Raw genomic sequence first — 19,132 nt, 5'->3', positions numbered from 1 at the left:
ATCAGTGACCGGCCCGGGTGGCGGGTCACCCGGACACCGGCGTCACATCTCCAGGACGCGCTCGGTGGCGGCGCGGGAGCGGCGGCCGGTGCGCAGGTACTCGTCGAGGAATTCGCCCGGGTCGTCGCGGCCGAGCAGCCGGACCACGCCGGCCAGTTCCACGCCGTGCCGGGGCAGCTGGTCGCCGGCGCGGCCCCGGACCAGCATCAGCGCGTTGCGGACCTGCGCGGCGAGCGTCCAGCCGGCCGTCATCGCCTCGGCGTCCGCCGGATCGACCAGGCCCGCCTCCCGAGCGGCGGCGAGCGCGTCGAGGGTACGCGTGCCGCGCAGCTGCGGGGACGCACCGGCGTGGCGCAGTTGGAGCAGCTGCACCGCCCACTCCACGTCGGCCAGGCCGCCCCGGCCCAGCTTGGTGTGGGTGGCCGGGTCGGCGCCACGGGGCAGCCGCTCGGTCTCCACCCGCACCTTGATCCGGCGGATCTCGATGACCTGCTCCCGGGTCAGCCCGTCGGCCGGGTACCGGATCGGGTCGACCATCTGCTCGAACCGGGTACCCAGTTCGGCGTCGCCGCAGACGCAGCGGGCGCGCAGCAGCGCCTGCGCCTCCCACACCCGCGACCAGCGGGCGTAGTACTGCTGGTAGGCGGCGAGACTGCGGACCAGCGGCCCCTGCCGGCCCTCGGGACGCAGGTCGGCGTCGACGCCGAGCGGCGGGTCGGGTGCGGGCATGCCGAGCAGCCGCCGTAGCTCCTCGGCGATGGCGTGCGCGGCGGCGCTGGCCGCGCTCTCGCTGACTCCCTCCGGCGGGTCGTAGACGAAGAGCACGTCGGCGTCGGAGAGGTAGTTCGACTCGTACCCGCCGAGCCGGCCCATCCCGATCACCGCGAAGGTGAGTCCCGGCATGGCCGGCTGGGCGGCCCGGGCGGTCCGTAGCGCGGCGGCGAGGGTGGCGTCGGTGACGTCGGAGAGCGCGGTGCCGACCGCCGTGATGTCGGACAGGGCGGGCGTGGTCCGGCCGCCGTCGGGACGGGCCGGGGCCAGCGAACCGGCCCGGCTGAGCACGTCGGTGCAGGCGAGGCGGAGCAGTTCGCGGCGGCGCAGCGCGCGTACCGCCCGGGTCGCCTCGACCGGGTCGCTGTGCCGGGCCGCGGCGGCGGTGAGGCCGTCGAAGAGCACCTCCCGTGGGCGCGGACTCAGCTCGCTCTCCTCGGCCAGCAGGCGCAGCGCCTCCGGCTCGCGGGTCAGCAGGTCCGCGACGTACCGGGAGGAGGAGAGCACCCGGGCCAGCCGGCGGGCCACCGGCCCGGAGTCGCGCAGCAGCCGCAGGTACCAGGGGGTGCTGCCGAGGGAGTCGGAGACCTGGCGGTAGTTGAGCAGGCCCCGGTCCGGCTCGGGGGCGTCGGCGAACTCGCTGAGCAGCACCGGCAGCAGGGTGCGCTGGATGGCGGCCGTACGGCTCACCCCGCCGGTGAGGGCCTGGAGGTGACGCAGCGCCCCGGCCGGGTCGGCGAAGCCGAGGATCTCCAGGCGGTTGCGGGCCGCCTGCGGGGTCAGCCGCAGCCCGTCGGCCGGTACCCGGGCCACCGACTCCAGCAGCGGCCGGTAGAGCAGTTTGGCGTGGAGTCGGCGTACCTCCGAGGCGTGGGTGACCCACTCGGCGCGGAACTCCTCGACGGCGCTGCGCCCGGGTCCGGCGGTGTAGCCGAGCGCGGTGGCGAGCCAGCGCAACGCGCCGGGCTCGGTCGGCACGGTGTGGGTACGCCGCAGGCCCTGGAGTTGCAGCCGGTGCTCGACGCTGCGCAGGAATCGGTAGCCGCGCAGCAACGCCTCGCCGTCGGCCCGGCCGACGTAACCGCCGGTGACCAGCGCGCGTAGGGCGGGGATGGTGCCGGGCGCGCGTAACGTCTCGTCGCCCCGACCGTGCACCAGTTGCAGCAACTGCACCGCGAACTCGATGTCGCGCAGCCCGCCGGGTCCGCGTTTGATCTCGCGTTCCAGTTCCTTCGGCGGGATGTGGTCGATGATCTTGCGCCGCATGGCCCGGACATCCTCGACCGCCTCGGGGCGTTCGGCCGCCTGCCAGAGCAGCGGTGCCAGCGCGTCGATCCACTCCTGGCCGAGCGCCAGGTCACCGGCGGCCGGGCGGGCCTTGAGCAGCGCCTGGAACTCCCACGTCCGGGCCCAACGCCGGTAGTAGGCCAGGTGGCTGGCGAGGGTCCGCACCAGCGGCCCCCGGTTGCCTTCGGGGCGCAGGGCCGCGTCTACCGGCCAGGCGACCAGCCCGCAGATGTGGATCAGTCGGGTGGCCACGGTGGTGGCGGCGGTCAGGTCGTCGTCCTCGGCCGCCACGAAGATCACATCGACGTCGGAGACGTAGTTCAGCTCGCCGCCGCCGCACTTGCCCATCGCGACCACGCTCAGTCGCGGTTCCCGGGTGCCCTCGGGCAGCTCCGCCACGGCGATCTGGTAGGCGGCCGACAGCGTGGCGTCGGCAAGTGCCGAGAGCGCGGCCATGGTCTGTTCCAGGCCGCGCCCGCCGGTCAGGTCGGCCGCCGCGACCCGCAGCAACGCCAGCCGGTACGCCCGCCGCAGCACCGCGACGGGATTGCCCTCGCCGGACCTGTCGAGCCGGCCGTCGGCGGTCGGTGCGAGGCCGTCCGGTTCGGTACGCAGCACCGGCCACTGGTCGGGGTTGGCCACCAAATGGTCACCGAGCGCGGAGGAGGCACCCAGCACGGCGAGCAGCCGGCGACGCAGACCCGGGTCGTCGTGCAGAGCGGCGAGCAGCGCCGAACCTGCTCCGATGCCGCCGACGGCCGCGGTGCTGCCCTGACTGCCGGCGGTGCCGTCACCTCCGGCGCTGCCGCCGTTGCCGGTCGCACCCTCGCCCGCGGCGCCACCGGCATCCCCGCTCCCGGTGGCGCCGCCCTGGCCGGTGGGGGTCGCCGTGACCCGGCCGGGCCCCGCACCCCGCTGCCGCACCGCCGCGCCCGGGCCGGCGGTGCGGTTCGGGCCAGCCGTCACGCGGTGTTCCGCCTCGACCAGCCGGTGCAGCTGACGCAGCGCCAGATCCGGGTCGGCGGCCCGGGACAGCGCGGTGAGCAGCTCCTGGGCCTGCTCGCCTGTGGGTTCCTGCGTCTGCGCGCGCCACAGGTCGAGGCCGTCCGGGCCGAGCAGGTCGGCGGCGCGGGCGCCCGCGTCGTCGTCGGTGACGCCGAAGCCGTAGCGGGCGAGCCGGCCCGTGGCGCTTGTCGGCCGGCCCATCAGTGCCCGAGCAGGGGCAGGCTGCGTCGCGACCCCTCGTCCAGCTCGCCGAGGGCGAGCGCGGCGAACCGCGCCGCGAACGGCTGCCAGACCTCCTCGACGTCGGCCATCACCGCGTCGCAGGCGGAGATCACCAGCTGCGGGTCGTAGCCCAGCTCGGCCAGCAGCGCCGAGTCGGTGGCCCATTCGGCGATCATCGCGGTGTCGCACTCGATGTGGAACTGCAACCCCCAGGCCCGGTCGCCGAGGCGGAACGCCTGGTGCGGATAGCGGGTGGAGGCGGCCAGCAGGGTGGCACCGGCGGGCAGCTCGGTGATCTCGTCGGCGTGCCACTGCAACACGTCGGGGATCAGCGGAACGTACCGGAAGAGCGGGTCGGACTCGGCCGCGTCACGCCGGCCGACCACGGCAGGCCCGACCTCCGGCCCGGACGGGCTGCGCACGACCGTGCCGGCGTGGGCGGTGGCGAGCAGCTGCGCACCGAGGCAGACACCCAGCGTCGGCAGCCGGTGCCGCACCGCCTTGCGGAGCAGCTTCTCCACCGCCGGGAACCAGGGGGCCGCCGGCACCCCGTCGACCAGCGGGTAGGCCTGCTGATCACCGCCGAGCACCACCAGGGCGGCGTACCCGTCCAGGTCGGTGGGGAGGGCCTCGCCCGCGTGGGGGCGGACCACCGCCAGCTCCAGCCCGGCTTCGGTCAGCCACTCCCCCAGCCGGCGCGGGTCGTCGGTCGGGTCGTTCTCGATCACCAACGCGGTTGCCACATCGTCGAGGCTATCCGGTCCGGCCGCCCCGGCCCGCGCGAGGGATCGGCGCCGTGTCCGGCAACGTCGAAGGTTTCGCCGGCCACCGCAGTAGGCTCTGCCGCTGTGTCCGACCGCAGCACGCCCGACGACGTCGTACGCCCACCCGCCCTGCGCCCCGGCGACACGGTGATGCTGGTGTCGCCGTCCGGACCGACCCGCCCGGAACGGGTGGCCCGGGGCGTGGAGCTGCTCACCGGCTGGGGACTACGGCCGGTGCTCGCGCCCAACGCCTACGCCCGGCAGGGCTACCTGGCGGGGGCGGACGCGCTGCGGACGGCCGACCTGAACACGGCGTTCGCCGATCCGCAGGTGCGCGGGGTGATCTGCACCCGGGGCGGGTACGGGGCGCAGCGGGTGGTGGACGCGATCGACATGGCGGCGGTACGCCGTGACCCGAAGGTGGTGGCCGGGTTCTCCGACATCACCGCGCTGCAACTGGCGCTCTGGCGGGGTGCCCGGTTGGCGGGGGTGCACGGTCCCGGGGCGGCCTGGCGCGACGAGCGCACCTCGCTGTCCTCGGCCGAGTCCCTGCACGCGGCGATGACCAGCACCGAGCCGGTGACCGTACGCGCCGTCGAGGGCGAGGAGACCTTCGGCGTACGCGTCGCGGGCCGGGCCACCGGCCGGCTGCTGGGTGGCAACCTCTGCCTGGTCGTGGCCTCGCTCGGCACCCCGGACATGCCCGACCTGACCGACGCGGTGCTGTTGTTGGAGGACGTGCAGGAACCGCCGTACAAGGTCGACCGGATGTTGACCCAGCTCCGCCGGGCCGGCGCGCTGGACGGGCTGGCCGGGGTGGCGGTGGGGCAGTTCACCGACTGCGCCGACGGCTGGGACACCACGGTGGTCGACGTGCTCGTCGAACGCCTCGGCGACCTGGGCGTACCGGTGCTGGGGGGTCTGCCGATCGGTCACGGCCCCGGGCAGCTCACCGTCCCGGTCGGCACCCGGGCGACCCTCGACGCCGACGCCGGCACCCTCAGCGTGGTCGCCGCCGTCCGCTGACTCTTTGTCGGACACGTCCGGATTTCTGGCCCGGATTGCCAGCTCGCTGACAGCTTCGCCATGGTTCGCGCCCAGCCGGGCTCGTCACTGTCGGTGACGTCATCGCATCACCGACGAGTTGGAGGAACGATGTCCCGCACGATTTCGAAGAAGCACCTGCTGGCCGGCCTGGCCGCGGCAGGCGTGCTCGGCGTGGGGATCGCCGCTCCCACCGTGGCGCTCGCCGACGACAAGGCCACCCCGAGCGCCAGCGCGAGCAGCGAGCCGCAGGGCGACCGGCAGGAACAGCGGGCCGCACGGCACGCGCAGTTCGCCGAGGCGCTGGCCGAGGAGCTGGGCGTGCCCACCGAGAAGGTGACCGAGGCGCTGGAGAAGCTCCGCGAGCAGCACCAGCCGGAGAGCCGGACGGACCGCGAGGGCCACCGGGGATTCCCGGGGCGTGGTGAGGGACGGATGGGCGGCGACGGTGCCGCCGAGGGCCGTAAGGGCGAGCGGCGGACGCCGCCGTCGGCCGAGGAGCGCAAGGAGGCACTGACCGAACGGCTCGCGCAGGCGGTGGAGGACGGCAAGCTGACCCAGGAGCAGGCCGACGCGATCACCGCCGCCGTCGAGGCCGGCGTCTTCGGCGGCTGGGGTGGCCCGGGCGCGCGGGGCGGCGAGGGCGAGTCCGCCGGCAAGTGACACCGCGGCCGGCAGCGGCTGAGCTACCGCACCAGGTCAGAGGCGGCCCCGCTCCACTCCTGCGGGGCCGCCCACCGGATGCGTCCGGCGCTTCCCCGTCACGCCCGCCTCGCTGCCCGCCTCGCTGCCCGACTCACGACATGCGGCGAGTCGCGGCTTCCGAGCCCCGGGAAGCCCCGAAATGCCGCAACCCGCGACCGGCACCGACAGACCGACCGGCGGCGGGTCCGGTGCGGGCTGCGGTCAGGCGATGCAGGCGCAGACGATCAGCGCGGCGCCGAAGTGGCTGGCGGCGCTGACCCGGGCCACCGGGTGCGGCTCGTCGGAACAGACCACCTCGCCGAGCTTGCCCGGCGTGATCAGGTCCAGCACGAAGAAGGCCAGCGCCATGATGCCGAGACCGATCAGCCCGAAGATCACCGTCGAGGCCAGCCCCTTGGCGAAGTCGCTGTAGCTGGTCAGGATCGCGGTGAAGACGATGCCGGCGACGCCGAGCTGGTTCGCGGCGAGCAGCAGTCCGGCGTTGGCGTTGCGACGTACCCAGATCAGGTCCCGCAGTTTGCCCGGGGTGAGCAGATCGACCAGGACGAAGCCGGCGGCCATCAGGCCAACTCCGACGACCCCGAACACCACGCTCTGCCAGGCTCCGCTGAGCAGATCCTCCAGCACCGACTGCCTCCCACGAGTCTCCGGCCGACGAATGCCGCCGGCACGGTGATCGAGACGATAGCGGCACCGGGCAACGCTCGACAGCCCGGAGGCGGGCCCGTGCCGACGGGCCCGTCCGGAGCAGCAACTACAACGACAGGCGGCCCGCCGCAACGGCGGCTACAGCGACAGGTAGTGCTGGCGCTCGTACGGAGTGACCTCGCGGCGGTACTGCTCCCACTCGGCCCGCTTGTTGCGCAGGAAGAAGTCGAAGACGTGCTCGCCGAGCACCTCGGCGACAAGTTCCGAACCCGCCATCACGTCGATCGCCTCGGACAGGTTCTCCGGCAGCGGTTCGTACCCCATCGCCCGCCGCTCGGCGCTGGTCAGCGCCCACACGTCGTCCTCGGCGCCCGGCGGCAGCTCGTACCCCTCCTCGATGCCCTTCATCCCGGCGCCGAGCAGCACCGCGAAGGCGAGGTACGGATTGGCGGCCGAGTCGGGCGAGCGGATCTCCACCCGGGCCGAGTTGGGCTTGCCGTACGCCGGCACCCGGACCAGCGCGGAACGGTTCAGGTGCCCCCAGCAGACGTACGCGGGGCTCTCGGTGACCCGGTCCGGCAGCGCCTGCGGGAACAGCCGCTTGTACGAGTTCACCCACTGGTTGGTGACCGCGGTGTACTCCCGGGCGTGGGCCAGCAGCCCGGCGATGAACGCCCGGGCCACCTTGGAAAGCTTCATCGGGTCGCTGGCGTCGTGGAACGCGTTGCGTTCCCCCTCGAACAGCGACAGGTGCGTGTGCATCCCGCTGCCCGGCTGGTCGGTGAACGGCTTGGGCATGAAGGTGGCCTGCACGCCTGTGGAGAGCGCCACCTCCTTGACCACGTGCCGGAACGTCATGATGTTGTCGGCGGTGGTCAGCGCGTCGGCGTAGCGCAGGTCGATCTCCTGCTGGCCGGGGGCGACCTCGTGGTGGCTGAACTCCACCGAGATGCCGATCCGCTCCAGCGACAGCACCGCCTGACGGCGGAAGTCCCGCGCCACGGCGTGGGTGGTGTGCTCGAAGTACCCGCCGGTGTCCACCGGCACCGGCACGGTGCCGTCCATCGGCCCGTTCTCCAGCAGGAAGAACTCGATCTCGGGGTGGGTGTAGAAGGTGAAGCCCTTCTCCGCCGCCCGGGACAACGCCCGACGCAGCACGTGGCGGGGGTCGGCCCAGGACGGGCCGCCGTCGGGCAGCAGGATGTCGCAGAACATCCGGGCGCTCTCGCCGCTGACCCCGCCCTCGAACGGGAAGACCTGGAAGGTGGTCGGGTCCGGCATGGCGACCATGTCCGACTCGAAGACCCGGGCGAATCCCTCGATGGCCGAGCCGTCGAACCCGATGCCCTCCTCGAAGGCGGCCTCCAGTTCGGCGGGGGCGACCGACACGCTCTTGAGCGTGCCGAGCACGTCGGTGAACCACAGCCGGACGAAACGGATGTCCCGCTCTTCCAGCGTACGGAGGACGAACTCCTGCTGACGGTCCACTTCCCCAACCTTCCGCGACACGCTATGTCCGCCTTGGGTCGGACTCTGCCCGACCTGACCGACCAGTCTCCACCGACCCGATTACGCAGACGTTAACCGAACCGCGGCCGTTGCGTCCCGTCCCGTCCCGACCGGCGGTCCGGCCCGGTCGTACTGCCCCACGCCGACGTGTCGAGCCCATGGCGCTGGGGCAAGATGAGGACATGCCCACCCTGCGTCTCGCCCTGTGCCAGGTCAACCCCAGTGTCGGTGACCTCACCGGCAACGCCGGTCTCGTCCGCGCCTGGACCCGCCGGGCCGCCGCCTCCGGTGCCCAACTGGTCCTGTTTCCGGAGATGATGCTGACCGGCTACCCGGTGGAGGACCTGGTCTTCCGGCGGTCCTTCGTGGCCGCCTCCCAGGCGGCGCTGGGCCGGCTCGCCGCCGATCTGGCCGCCGACGGCCTGGGCGACCTGCCGGTCGTGGTGGGTTATCTGGACGCGGACGGTCCGCCGCAGGTCAGCGCGGACGCCGAGCCGGGCCGGGGAGCGCGCAACGCCGCCGCGCTGCTGCACCGCGGCGAGGTGGTCGCCACCTACTTCAAGCACCACCTGCCCAACTACGGCGTCTTCGACGAGGACCGCTACTTCGTGCCCGGCGACATGCTCACCGTGGTCCGGCTCGGTGGGGTGAACGTGGCGCTGACCATCTGCGAGGACCTGTGGCAGGCCGGCGGGCCGTTCGCCGCCGCCCGCCGGGCCGGGGTGGGCCTGGTGGTCAACATCAACGGCTCACCGTACGAGCTGAACAAGGACGACCTGCGGCTGCCGCTGGTCCGGCGGCGGGCCGCCGAGGCCGGGGCCACCATCGCGTACGTCAACATGATCGGTGGTCAGGACGAATTGGTCTTCGAGGGCGACTCGATGATCGTCGCGGCGGACGGCACGGTGCTGACCCGGGCACCGCAGTTCGTCACCCACCTGCTCGTGCACGACGTCGACCTACCGGCGGCCGGCGATGCGGGCGCCGACGGCGAGCAGGTGGCCGAAGGGCTGCGGGTGGTGCGTCGTACCGTCGAAGGGATCCCGCCCTCGCCGACGGGCCCGGCGGCCACCGGCGGCCTCATCGAACCGGTGGCCGACGAGGCCGAGGTGTGGCAGGCGCTGGTGCTCGGCCTGCGGGACTACGTCGAGAAGAACCGCTTCCCCTCGGTGGTGCTCGGGCTCTCCGGCGGCATCGACTCGGCGGTGGTGGCGGCCATCGCGGTGGACGCCCTCGGCGGCGACCGGGTGGTCGGTGTCTCCCTGCCCAGCCAGCACTCCTCGGAGCACAGCCGCTCCGACGCGGCCGACCTGGCCAAGCGGACCGGCCTGGACTACCGGGTGGAGCCGATCCAGCCGATGGTGGACACCTTCCTGGCGAACATGTCGCTGTCCGGGGTCGCGGTGGAGAACCTCCAGGCGCGGGTACGCGGCGTCATCCTGATGGCGTTGTCGAACCAGGAGGGCCACCTGGTGCTTACCACCGGCAACAAGAGCGAGCTGGCGGTCGGCTACTCGACCCTGTACGGCGACTCGGTCGGTGGCTTCAACCCGATCAAGGACGTGTGGAAGACCTTGGTCTGGCGGCTGGCCAAGTGGCGCAACACGGAGGCGACCCGGCTGGGCCTGACGCCACCGATCCCGGAGAACTCGATCGGCAAGCCGCCGAGCGCCGAGCTGAGCCCGGGCCAGCTCGACAGCGACTCGCTGCCTGACTACGACGTGCTCGACCCGATCCTGATCGGCTACATCGACGGTGACCTCGGCCGGGAGGGGCTGATCGCCGACGGCCACGATCCGGCCGTGGTGGACAAGGTGCTGCGGTTGGTGGATACCGCCGAGTACAAGCGCCGCCAGTCCGCGCCGGGTACGAAGATCTCGATGAAGGCGTTCGGGCGGGACCGGCGGCTGCCGATCACCAACCGGTGGCGGGAGGACGGCTGACCGGGCGTCACGAGCGGCTGGCTCGTGACGTCGGGCCGGAGTGACATCCTCCACTGCGCCCTGCCGCCGACCGCCCGCACGGTGGGACGATCGCGGCAGAACCCGGGGACCGCGTACGCGGCCTCGAGGAAGGAGAACATCGTGGTGGAGTCCACTCCGGCCGAGGTGACCGCTCTCTACGGCGGCCCGGCCACCCGTCGCGTCCGTACCCGCGACCTGCTCGCCGCCAAGGAGCGCGGCGAGAAATGGTCCATGCTCACCTCGTACGACCAGTACACGGCCTCGATCTTCGATGCCGCCGGCATCCCGGTGCTGCTGGTGGGCGACTCGGCGGCGAACAACGTGTTCGGCTACGAGACGACCCTGCCGGTGACCGCCGAGGAGCTGCTGCCGCTGGTAAGGGCGGTTGTCCGGGCCACCCGGCAGACCCTGGTCGTCGGTGATCTGCCCTTCGGCTCGTACGAGGAGGGCCCGACCCAGGCGCTGCGGACGGCCGTCCGGTTCATGAAGGAGGGCGGTTGCCACGCGGTGAAACTGGAGGGCGGCCGGCGCTGCGCCGCGCAGATCGAGGCGATCGTCGGGGCCGGCATTCCGGTGATGGCGCACATCGGCTTCACCCCGCAGCGTGAGCACACCATCGGCGGGTACCGGGTGCAGGGCCGCGGCGAGACCGCCGACGAGGTGCTGGCCGACGCGCGGGCGGTAGCTGCGGCGGGCGCCTTCGCGGTGGTGCTCGAAATGGTGCCCGGCGACGTCGCCAAGCGGGTCACCGCCGAGCTGCCGATCCCGACGGTGGGCATCGGCGCCGGCCCGGACACCGACGCCCAGGTGCTCGTCTGGCAGGACATGGCCGGCCTGCGTACCGGCAAGGCGCCACGCTTCGTGAAGCGCTACGCCGCCCTGGCCGACACGCTCGACGAGGCCACCCGCCGCTTCGCCGACGAGGTCCGCTCCGGCCAGTTCCCCGCCGCCGAACACACCTTCTGACCTCCGTTGGGCTGTGGCAGACCCGGCCACGACCATCAACTCACTCGGACGACGGTCGGGGTCGCCGGGTGAGTTGATGGTCGGAGTCGCCGGGCGACGATGCGGGGCCGGCCGGGGCGACGAACGTGGCAGCTCTGGCCGCCGCCCACCGGTAGCGGCCAGAGCTGCCACCGCCCTGCCACGCCCGGCCCGACCGCTGCCTTCCACCGACCCGCACCCCATCGGCGCGGCCGGATCGTCCGTCGGCTGCCGGTCATCGACAAGCGTCACAGCAGAGCATGCATAGGCGACGGCGTATCGCAACGGATGGCCGTAGCAGTTGCTGGTACTCGGCCGGATTCTCGGCGATTGGTGGGTGCCGCGTCTGGACGCCGGGTAGGGCCAGCGAAATCCATCGAAAGCCGCTACGGTTCACGCTCGTGAATCGAGTTCGTGCTTATGTCTCTGTCCTGGCCTGCGCCTCACTGCTGGCGTTGGCCGCCTGCGGTGGCGAGGAGGCGGCCCCGACGGGCGGAGCCTCGTCGTCGGCCACCGTGCCGTCCGCCACCGCCACCTCCGCCCCGGCGCCGCCGACCGCCGACGCGGCGGACGTGGTGAGCGACAAACAGCTCTGTGAGTCGGCGAAGCAGGCCAGCGACAAGATGAAGGAGGATCTCGTCGCCGCGGTGAGTTCCGGTAGCGAGCCGTCGCCGGCGCTGTTCCAGAAGATCCTGTCCGGGTTGCAGAACGAGGTGACGCGGGTGGCCGGCACCGGCGCCACCGACAGCAAGGTGGTTGCCGCGTTGGAGGAGTTCGGCGCGGAGGCCGGCAAGGCCGCCAACGCCACGGACCCGGCGACGGCTGCGGACAACCCGGGCTTCGAGAAGGCCGGCACCGCCCTCAGCACGGCCTGCAAGTCGGCCGGCGTCAGCGTCAACTTCTGACCGCCGGACGCCCTTACGAAGGATCCGGATCCGTGGCAGCTGCGGTAGCGGACACGCCGACCGGCTGACGCCTTCACTGCCACGGATCCGGCTGCGCCTGGTGACCTGCGCGGTGGGCGGCCAGGACCCGGTTGACCGCAAACGGGTTCAGAGATCGGTGACGCGGACGCCCGCGTGCGCCTTGTAGCGCTTGTTGATGGCGATCAGGTTGGCGGTGAACGCCTCGATCTGGTGCGCGTTGCGCAGCCGTCCGGCGTAGATGCCGCGCATGCCGGGGATGTGGGCGGCGAGCGCGCCGACGATGCCGACCAGTTCCCGCTCCTCGGTGCAGATCAGCACGTCCAGCTCGATGCGGTCGATCTCGGGGTCGGCCAGCAGCGGAGCGCTGACGTGGTTGAACGCGGCGCAGACCCGGGAGTCGGGCAGCAGCGCGGCGGCCTGCTGGACGGCGCTGCCCTCCGGCACCGGCAGCGCGTACGGGCCCTGCTTGTCGAAGCCGAGCGGGTTGACGCAGTCCACGACGATCTTGCCGGCGAGCGGTTCGGCGAGCGCGCCGACCGTGGCGGCGTGCCCGTCCCACGGCACCGCGATTATCACGACATCGCTGCACCGGGCCACCTCGTCGTTGTCCGCACCGGTGACGCTGCCACCGGCCGGCACGCCGGGCAACGCGGCGATCTCAGCGGCCGACTCGGCCGCCCGCTGCGCGGAGCGGGAACCGATCAGCACCGTCAGGCCCGCCCGGGCGAACCGGTAGGCGAGCCCCCGGCCCTGGTCGCCGGTGCCACCGATGATGCCGATGGTGAGCCCGGAAACGTCGGGCAGGGTGCTCGGGTCGTATGCCATGGTCGTCATCCTCGCAAATCAGCTGGCCCGGCAGCAGCGCCCCACGCTGTGACAATGCCCGCTGCGGCGGGCGCGACGGCCCCCGGACCGGCCGCGAAAAGACCATGCGGCACCGACCGCAGGTCGGACGCCGACCCGTCAGGCGAGTTCGAAGGCGACCGAACGGGTGGCCGGATCGGCGGCGACCAGCCGGACCCGGACCCGGGTGCCCAGTGGCAGCTCGCCGAGACAGCGGGCGCGTACCGGCGGGTCGTCGAGGGCTACCGTCCCGCCGGGTGGGCGGCCCTCACGGGCCTTGCCGTTGGCCGGCGCGTCGACGTCGAGCACGGCGGCGTCGAAGGTCTCGCCGACCCGGTTGGCCAGCAGCACCGCCTCGGCCAGGTCGATCGCGCCTCGGCTCGCCGCGGACGCGGTGCGGTCCGTGGCCGCCATCACCGACGGCAGCCGGGGCAGCGCCGCGCGGGCCCAGTCGGGTACCTCACGGCCGTCGTGCAGCGCCAGGCAGATCTCCGTGGCGTACCGATCGGCGAGTCGTCGCAGCGGCGCCGTGACATGGGCGTACGCGGCCGCGACCCCGCCGTGCGCCGGCTGCTCGGGCGGCTCGCCGTCGAACGGGGTGTACGCGGCCGCACGCATCAGCTCCGCGGCCTGGTCGATGAACGCGGCGGCCCGAGGCTGGGCCGGGTCCAACCGGAGCAGCAGTTCACCCACGCCGACGTCGTCCGGCCAGTGCACGCCCAGCGGGGCGGCGGCGGCCCGCAGCCGCTGCACCGCCTCGGGCTTCGGCGCGGGCATCGTCCGCAGCAGGCCGATCCCACCAGCCAGCATCAGGTCGGCGGCGGCCATCCCGGTGAGCAGGGAGATCTGCGCGTTGTGCTCCTCCATCGGTACCGGCGCCCGCAGCACGAGTCGCCAACCGTCGCCGTCGGCCTCCACGTCCTGTTCGGGAATCGGCAGGTTGACCGCGCCCCGGCGCAGTCCTCGGGCGGTGAGCAGCGCACCGATCTCGGGCAGCAGGGCGATCGGTGCGGGGAGCCGACCCGCGTCGGCGTCGGCCTGCACCTGCGGGTACGCCAACTGGGCCCGGCTGCGGACCAGGGCGCGCTGCACCACCACCGCGCTGGTGTCACCGTCGGCGTCCAGGTCGATGGTCCACAGCACGGCTGCCCGGTCGACGTCCGGCAGCAGGCTTGCCGCGCCTTCGCCGAGCGAGTACGGGTGCAGCGGCACGTTGCCGTCGGGAAGGTAGACCGTCTGCCCTCGACGCCAGGTCTCGTCCTCCAGCACACTGCCTGGACGCACATGGGCGGCGACGTCGGCTATCGCGTACCGCACCCGGTAGCCGCCGTCGGCGCGGCGGCTGAGGTGCATCGCCTGGTTAAGATCCCGCGAGCCGGGCGGGTCGATCGTGACCAGCGGGACGTCCGTGCAGTCGACGGCCGGCCGGGGCGGTGCGGCGGCTGCCTCGTCGGCCTCCCGCTGCGCCGCCTCCGGGTAGGTCTCGGGCAGACCCAGTTCTCGGCGCAGCGCCCCGAAGTCGATGCGCGGTGCCAGCACACGTCGGATGACCATGCGCCCATCCTGACAGCGCCGGACGCACCGCGCCCTCCGCCGAGCGACGGGTCGTCAGCGTACGCCGGGTCAGCGGGCCGTCCTGCGCGTGGCGCCGGTCCGCCCGCCGGACGCGGCACGCCCGGTGCTCCGGGCGGCGGCGGTCTTCGCAGGGGCCTTCTTCGCTGCCGACGTCGACGCGGGAGCCCTCGACGCGGACGTCTTCTTCGCCGCTGTCCGGGTGGCCACCGTCGTACTCTTCCGAGCCGGTGCCTTCTTGGCGGCCACCGTCTTCGCGGGTGCCTTCTTCGCCGCGGTCTTTCTCGCCGGAGCCTTCGCCGCCGTCTTCCGCGCTGCCGCCTTCTTCACCGTCGACGTCGCGGTCTTCGCCGGTGCCTTGCGCGCGGCCGACGTGCTCCGCGTACCCGTCGCCTTCTTCGCGGGCGCGGTCTTGCGGGCCGGGGCCGCCTTCCGCGCGGAGGTCGCTTTCTTCGCGGGCGCGGTCTTGCGCGTCGGGGCCGCTTTCCGCGCGGAGGTGGCCTTCTTCGCGGGCGCCTTCGTCGCCGTGGCCCGCGCGGACGTGGCCTTCTTCGCGGGTGCCGTCTTGCGGGCCGGGGCCGCCTTCTTCGCGGGTGCCTTGGCCGCCGTGCTCCGTGTGGAGGTCGCCTTCTTCGCGGCCGCCCGCTTCGCCGCGGATGTGGTCGTGCGCGGGCCGGTGGCCGTCCGCGCCGACGCCGAGCTGGTCCTCGCGGCGGGTGCCTTGCTCGGCGCGGCCTTCGCCGACACCGTCTTCTTCGCGGGGGCCGCCTTCTTGGCTGCGGCGGTCTTCCGCGCCAGCGTGGCCGACCTGCCGGCAGGCGCTGCGCCGCCGGTCGCCTTACGGGCAGCCGGCGCGGTGCCGGACGCGCGGCGGGTCGACGGGGTACGGGCGAGGCCCGCGGTGCGTTCCGTCGCGGCGGTCTTCCTCGCGGGCGTACGCTTCGCGGCCGGGCGGGTGGCCTGTTGCGCTTCGGCCATCTCGGTTCCCTTCATGGGGACGTGCTGCCGCCCTCGCGACGCACGCAGAGCCTCGGCGCGGGAGGCGTCCCGCGCCGTCTACCTGTCCTCCCCGGTCCAGCGAGCATCCTCGGCCTCCCACGCCTCGTTGCGTTCCCGCACCTGTTGCAGGGCGTTCTCCGCGTCGGCGGCCGAGTCGTACGGGCCGAGAACGTGCCGCGCGGGGCACACGTCGGCACCGGACTCGACCCGGTGGTGTCGCGTACACCAGTAGTAACGTCCGCGTCCGCTGTCGCTCATGGCATCACTGTGCACCGGGAAACGACCGACCGCCACCGGAACACAGCAAGTCACCGGGCCCTTCCACAGTAGACGTGCTCCCTGGCCTGCGGGCCTGAACTGCGAAAATCGTCGCCGCCAGCCCGGGTGCGGAGGTGGATCCGCGGATTGGCTAAGGTCACCGGATGGGCGTACCGGACTACATCCTGCGGATGCGCAAGCACGTCGGCCACGACCTACTCTGGCTACCCAGCGTAAGCGCGATCGTCCGCAACGACGCGAGTGAGCTACTGCTCGCCCAACGGGCCGACGACGGTCGCTGGTCGGTGGTGAGCGGCTTCGTCGAGCCGGGTGAGCAGCCCGCCACCGCGGTCGTGCGCGAGGTGCTGGAGGAGACCGGCCTGGCGGTCGAACCGCTGCGACTGAGCAGTGCCGTGTCGCACCCGCACACGTACCCCAACGGCGACCGTTGCGAGTACCTGAATCTCGGTTTCCACTGCCGGTTCCTGGGCGGCGAGGCACGCGTCAACGACGACGAGTCGCTGGACGTGCGGTGGTTCCCGCCGGGACGGCTGCCCGACCTCGACGAGCACGCGCGGCTGGTCATCCGGCACGCCCTCGGCGGGGAGACCTCCGCCTTCTTCCTGCCCGCCGGAACGCAGTGGGGCGAGCCCGGTGAGCTGGAGTACTCCTGAACCGCTGCGGCGGTACCTGACCGACCTGGTCGCGGTCGCCGGCGAGGTGCTCGGTGCCGAGTTGGGCGGGGCGTACGCGGCGGGCTCGGTGGGTCTGGCCGCGTACCAACCCGGACGCAGCGACGTGGACGTGGCGCTGATCTGCGCCGGACCGCTCGACCACGGGGTCGCCGGGGAGTTGGTGGCCCGGCTGCGGCACGAGGCGCTGCCCTGCCCGGCGCGCGGCCTGGAACTTGTCGTGTACCAGCAGAAGGTGGCGCGGTCCGGCACACCGGAGCCGGATTTCGAGGTCGAGCTGAACACCGGCGCCCGGATGGACTTCCGGGTGTCGTACGGCCCGGCGCAGCGCCCGAGCGCGGACGGCCTTTTCTGGTACGGCCTGGACCGCAGCATCCTGCACCAGAGCGGGCGGGCGCTGCTCGGTCCGCCCGCCGCCGATGCCTTCGCCGATCTGGCCCCCGACGATCTGCGTCGACTGGTCCTGGACGCGCTGCGCTGGTGGTTGGCGCGATCGGTGCCCGCCGAGGAGGTGCCCGCCCCCGGAGCGGAGGACGCCGTGCTCGGCGCCTGCCGTTCCTGGGTACGCCTGCGCACCGGGATGTGGCTGCCCAAGGTGGCTGCCGGCCGGCGGCTGTTGGACGAGGCCGGACCGCTTGTCGACGCCGACACCACCGAACTGGTCGAGCGGTCGATCGCCGCTCGCGACGGCGGTCCGCCACCGACCGGGGCGGCCGCTCGCGCCTTCCAGCGACGTGTGCTCGCCGACCTCGCCGACGCACCCGCCTGAACGGACCGTCGTCTCGTGCAGTGCGCGGCCCGGCTCCTCAACTGGATCGGGAAGCATCCCCGCAGGTAGCAGACGAATTCGTTCGTGTGGCATCAGCCGCTGCGGCGATTCTCGGCCGTCCCGGTGGTCACCCAACGTGGCCCGCTCAGCCCGTTCGCGCTGCACAAGATGCGGATGGGAGGTGGCATGTGCCAGTCTCATCCGAGATTTGTTCACCCCGGCACGACCGCGTACCGGTGCGCACCTACAGCTTGTCAGCAGAACCTGGAGAGGCACGTGGCAAACCTCGACACCGCCCTGAAGGACGCCATGACGATCGACGGGGCCATCGGCGCCGCGCTCGTCGACTACACCAGCGGGATGACCCTCGGCGTCGCCGGTGGTACTCCGGAGATCGACCTCACCGTCGCCGCCGCTGGCAACACCGACGTGGTACGCGCCAAGATGCGCACCATCGAGATGCTCAAGCTCAACGACGACATCGAGGACATGCTCATCACCCTCGGCGGCCAGTACCACATCATCCGGCCGCTGAACGGCCCCAACGGCAAGGGGTTGTTCCTCTACCTGATGCTCAGCAAGGCCCGGTCCAACCTGGCGCTCGCCCGGCACCAGCTGCGCACCATCGAGGAGCAGCTGGAACTGTGAGCAGCGGCGACACCCTCCTCCCCCGTCGTACCGCCAAGCAGCCGGACCTTCCGCCACCGGTGCGGCTTCCACCGTCGCTGGCCGGTGACCCGTCGTTGCCGTACCCGGCGATCGGCACCGAACTGCACGAGCTGCGCCTCCAGATCCCCGGGGTGCAGGGAAGTGTCCTCGGCGGAGTCGACGGCCTGCTCATCGCGCACGACGTGCCCGACACTCTGGACCCGGACGACCTGGCCGCGATGGCGGCGGCGACCTTCGGCCTCGGCCGGCAGGTCAGCCTCCGCCTCGGCCAGGGCGAATTCCGCCAGTCCACCGTCCGCAACCAGGCCGGCTACTTCTCCGTGTACGCCGTCGGCTCACACGCGCTGCTCTCGGTGGTCGGTGCCGACGCGATAAACGTGGCTCGCCTGCACCTGCACGCCCCACCGGTGGCCGAACGTCTCGCCAAACTCCTCGAACCCGCCTGATCCGCGAGCCGCGGTGAACGTCGGTCAGGTGGCGCCCGTCGAGCCGTCGGTCAGTTCGCGGAGAATGTCGGCGTGGCCGGCGTGCCGGGCCGTCTCCTCGATCAGGTGCACCATGATCCAGCGCAACGAAACCTCCCCGAGCTGCGGGTGGGGCACCACATGGTCGAGGTCGAAGCGGGCCGCCACCTCCCGCGACCTGGCACACTCCGCCTCGTACGCCGCCGACAACCGCTCGACGGTGTCACCCTCGGCCAACGCGAAGCTGGCCGTCGCGTCCTCCTCGGAGGTGAGATAGACGTCCCCCGGGCCGGGCGCGAGCAGACAGCGGAACCAGTTCCGCTCCACAAGCGTCAGGTGCTTCACCAGGCCGGCGAGGGTGGTCGCCGACGGCACCAGTCGCCGGGCCGCCTCAGCGTCGGAGATGCCCCGCAGCTTCCCCAGCACCACCGCGCGATGAAAATCGAGAAACGCATCGAGCACGACGCGTTCGTCGCCGGTGCTCGCCATCATCGCCGTGAGCACGTGGTCGGGCGGAGCCTCCATACCCGGACCCTAGTGGCAGCCCACCCGTCCCCGCTGCCCCCGCGACCCGCCACCGGCGCCCCGTCCGTCGCCTGCGCCGCTCGATCCGTCGAGCACATCTGGTCGACCCGAGCAGACCACACCTACCATGTGCCGATGATCGATCAGGATCGACGGCGGGCTCCCGTCCCGGTCGTCGCCGCCGCGATCACTTTCTGCTGGGCATGGCAATCCAGGCCGCCCAGGTCAAGACGAGCACCGCGCCCGGGGCCACCGAGCCGAGGACGACCATCTTCGCCGTGGGGCTGATCCTTCTCTCCTTGGCCTTCGCGTACGGCTTGTGGCGCCAGGTCGGGCGTGCCCAGATCCTGACAGCCGGCTTCGCCGCCTTCAATATCGCGTACGGCCTTGTGGAACTCCCCGAAATCCACCCACTGTCGGTGTTGCGGATGCTGGCCTTCGCTGCCGTTGTCGGCTTGCTGCTGCTGCCCACATCGTCTCGACAATGGTTTCCACCCGGCACGTGAGTTGCC

18 protein-coding genes are annotated in these 19,132 nt (G+C 72.6%); 11 read left to right on the top strand and 7 right to left on the bottom strand.

Translation table 11 applies throughout. The features are described from left to right. Window positions 1-42: 42 nt before the first annotated feature. On the bottom strand, window positions 43-3,264 hold the full coding sequence (locus tag O7624_RS23845) for a bifunctional [glutamine synthetase] adenylyltransferase/[glutamine synthetase]-adenylyl-L-tyrosine phosphorylase (protein WP_282237335.1): 3,222 nt from the start codon (window positions 3,262-3,264) through the stop codon (window positions 43-45). Further along, on the bottom strand, window positions 3,264-4,028 hold the full coding sequence (locus O7624_RS23840; RefSeq protein ID WP_282237334.1) for a type 1 glutamine amidotransferase: 765 nt from the start codon (window positions 4,026-4,028) through the stop codon (window positions 3,264-3,266). Before O7624_RS23840 ends, O7624_RS23845 begins: the two co-directional genes overlap by 1 nt. Before the next feature lie 171 nt (window positions 4,029-4,199). On the opposite strand from O7624_RS23840, the gene O7624_RS23835 reads away from it, so the two are divergent. After that, window positions 4,200-5,075, top strand: coding sequence for an LD-carboxypeptidase (locus O7624_RS23835; protein ID WP_282240738.1), 876 nt, complete (start codon window positions 4,200-4,202; stop codon window positions 5,073-5,075). Window positions 5,076-5,204: 129 nt separating this feature from the next. Further along, window positions 5,205-5,756, top strand: a complete 552-nt coding sequence (locus tag O7624_RS23830; RefSeq protein WP_282237333.1) for a hypothetical protein — start codon at window positions 5,205-5,207, stop codon at window positions 5,754-5,756. A gap of 243 nt (window positions 5,757-5,999) precedes the next feature. Here O7624_RS23830 and O7624_RS23825 read toward each other — a convergent pair whose 3' ends face one another. Together O7624_RS23825 and glnA are read right to left on the bottom strand one after the other, a co-directional pair. After that, entirely contained in the window at window positions 6,000-6,425 is a 426-nt protein-coding gene (locus tag O7624_RS23825; protein ID WP_093401266.1) for a DUF350 domain-containing protein, read from the bottom strand. 159 nt (window positions 6,426-6,584) lie between these two features. Further along, the gene (gene glnA / locus O7624_RS23820; RefSeq protein ID WP_093401577.1) at window positions 6,585-7,934 is read right to left on the bottom strand and encodes a type I glutamate--ammonia ligase; all 1,350 of its coding nucleotides are present in this window, start codon (window positions 7,932-7,934) and stop codon (window positions 6,585-6,587) included. Between the two features lie 203 nt (window positions 7,935-8,137). Between glnA and O7624_RS23815 the strand changes: the two genes are divergently transcribed. The 3 genes from O7624_RS23815 (at window position 8,138) to O7624_RS23805 (ending at window position 11,808) form a co-directional block, all read left to right on the top strand. After that, window positions 8,138-9,898, top strand: coding sequence for an NAD+ synthase (locus O7624_RS23815; protein WP_282237332.1), 1,761 nt, complete (start codon window positions 8,138-8,140; stop codon window positions 9,896-9,898). Window positions 9,899-10,039: 141 nt separating this feature from the next. Continuing rightward, window positions 10,040-10,885, top strand: coding sequence for a 3-methyl-2-oxobutanoate hydroxymethyltransferase (gene panB / locus O7624_RS23810; RefSeq protein ID WP_282237331.1), 846 nt, complete (start codon window positions 10,040-10,042; stop codon window positions 10,883-10,885). A gap of 419 nt (window positions 10,886-11,304) precedes the next feature. Then, complete coding sequence (locus tag O7624_RS23805; protein WP_282237330.1) at window positions 11,305-11,808, top strand: hypothetical protein; 504 nt, start codon at window positions 11,305-11,307, stop codon at window positions 11,806-11,808. Window positions 11,809-11,955: 147 nt separating this feature from the next. Here the strand turns inward: O7624_RS23805 and npdG are convergent, their stop codons facing one another. Continuing rightward, window positions 11,956-12,654 (bottom strand): NADPH-dependent F420 reductase, encoded by a 699-nt coding sequence (gene npdG / locus O7624_RS23800; RefSeq protein ID WP_282237329.1) that lies wholly within the window; start codon window positions 12,652-12,654, stop codon window positions 11,956-11,958. A 138-nt stretch (window positions 12,655-12,792) separates the two neighbouring features. Continuing rightward, window positions 12,793-14,226, bottom strand: a complete 1,434-nt coding sequence (locus O7624_RS23795) for an RNB domain-containing ribonuclease (protein ID WP_282237328.1) — start codon at window positions 14,224-14,226, stop codon at window positions 12,793-12,795. Window positions 14,227-14,314: 88 nt separating this feature from the next. On the opposite strand from O7624_RS23795, the gene O7624_RS23790 reads away from it, so the two are divergent. The 5 genes from O7624_RS23790 (at window position 14,315) to O7624_RS23770 (ending at window position 18,077) form a co-directional block, all read left to right on the top strand. Beyond that, on the top strand, window positions 14,315-15,475 hold the full coding sequence (locus tag O7624_RS23790) for a hypothetical protein (RefSeq protein ID WP_282237327.1): 1,161 nt from the start codon (window positions 14,315-14,317) through the stop codon (window positions 15,473-15,475). Between the two features lie 190 nt (window positions 15,476-15,665). Further along, window positions 15,666-16,175 (top strand): NUDIX domain-containing protein, encoded by a 510-nt coding sequence (locus O7624_RS23785; protein ID WP_093401271.1) that lies wholly within the window; start codon window positions 15,666-15,668, stop codon window positions 16,173-16,175. Beyond that, window positions 16,156-16,962, top strand: a complete 807-nt coding sequence (locus O7624_RS23780) for a nucleotidyltransferase domain-containing protein (protein ID WP_282237326.1) — start codon at window positions 16,156-16,158, stop codon at window positions 16,960-16,962. Before O7624_RS23785 ends, O7624_RS23780 begins: the two co-directional genes overlap by 20 nt. A 276-nt stretch (window positions 16,963-17,238) precedes the next feature. After that, on the top strand, window positions 17,239-17,610 hold the full coding sequence (locus tag O7624_RS23775) for a hypothetical protein (RefSeq protein WP_282237325.1): 372 nt from the start codon (window positions 17,239-17,241) through the stop codon (window positions 17,608-17,610). After that, window positions 17,607-18,077 (top strand): roadblock/LC7 domain-containing protein, encoded by a 471-nt coding sequence (locus tag O7624_RS23770; RefSeq protein WP_282237324.1) that lies wholly within the window; start codon window positions 17,607-17,609, stop codon window positions 18,075-18,077. Before O7624_RS23775 ends, O7624_RS23770 begins: the two co-directional genes overlap by 4 nt. 24 nt (window positions 18,078-18,101) lie before the next feature. Here O7624_RS23770 and O7624_RS23765 read toward each other — a convergent pair whose 3' ends face one another. Continuing rightward, on the bottom strand, window positions 18,102-18,587 hold the full coding sequence (locus tag O7624_RS23765) for a DinB family protein (RefSeq protein WP_282240737.1): 486 nt from the start codon (window positions 18,585-18,587) through the stop codon (window positions 18,102-18,104). 236 nt (window positions 18,588-18,823) lie between these two features. Between O7624_RS23765 and O7624_RS23760 the strand changes: the two genes are divergently transcribed. Continuing rightward, entirely contained in the window at window positions 18,824-19,126 is a 303-nt protein-coding gene (locus tag O7624_RS23760) for a hypothetical protein (protein WP_282237323.1), read from the top strand. Window positions 19,127-19,132 lie beyond the last annotated feature (6 nt).

This window comes from Verrucosispora sp. WMMD1129 (assembly GCF_029581255.1).
Taxonomy (GTDB): domain Bacteria; phylum Actinomycetota; class Actinomycetes; order Mycobacteriales; family Micromonosporaceae; genus Micromonospora; species Micromonospora sediminimaris.
Note: the sequence above shows the minus strand (reverse complement) of the source record. Positions and strands in the feature narration are given on the sequence as shown.

Bases quoted from the DNA above. Each gene is read 5' to 3' on its own strand.
- O7624_RS23845 (WP_282237335.1), bottom strand. From the start codon at position 3,264: ATGGGCCGGCCGACAAGCGCCACGGGCCGGCTCGCCCGCTACGGCTTC.
- O7624_RS23835 (WP_282240738.1), top strand. From the start codon at position 4,200: ATGCTGGTGTCGCCGTCCGGACCGACCCGCCCGGAACGGGTGGCCCGG.
- O7624_RS23830 (WP_282237333.1), top strand. From the start codon at position 5,205: ATGTCCCGCACGATTTCGAAGAAGCACCTGCTGGCCGGCCTGGCCGCG.
- O7624_RS23815 (WP_282237332.1), top strand. From the start codon at position 8,138: ATGCCCACCCTGCGTCTCGCCCTGTGCCAGGTCAACCCCAGTGTCGGT.
- npdG (WP_282237329.1), bottom strand. From the start codon at position 12,654: ATGGCATACGACCCGAGCACCCTGCCCGACGTTTCCGGGCTCACCATC.
- O7624_RS23795 (WP_282237328.1), bottom strand. From the start codon at position 14,226: ATGGTCATCCGACGTGTGCTGGCACCGCGCATCGACTTCGGGGCGCTG.
- O7624_RS23785 (WP_093401271.1), top strand. From the start codon at position 15,666: ATGGGCGTACCGGACTACATCCTGCGGATGCGCAAGCACGTCGGCCAC.
- O7624_RS23765 (WP_282240737.1), bottom strand. From the start codon at position 18,587: ATGATGGCGAGCACCGGCGACGAACGCGTCGTGCTCGATGCGTTTCTC.
- O7624_RS23760 (WP_282237323.1), top strand. From the start codon at position 18,824: ATGGCAATCCAGGCCGCCCAGGTCAAGACGAGCACCGCGCCCGGGGCC.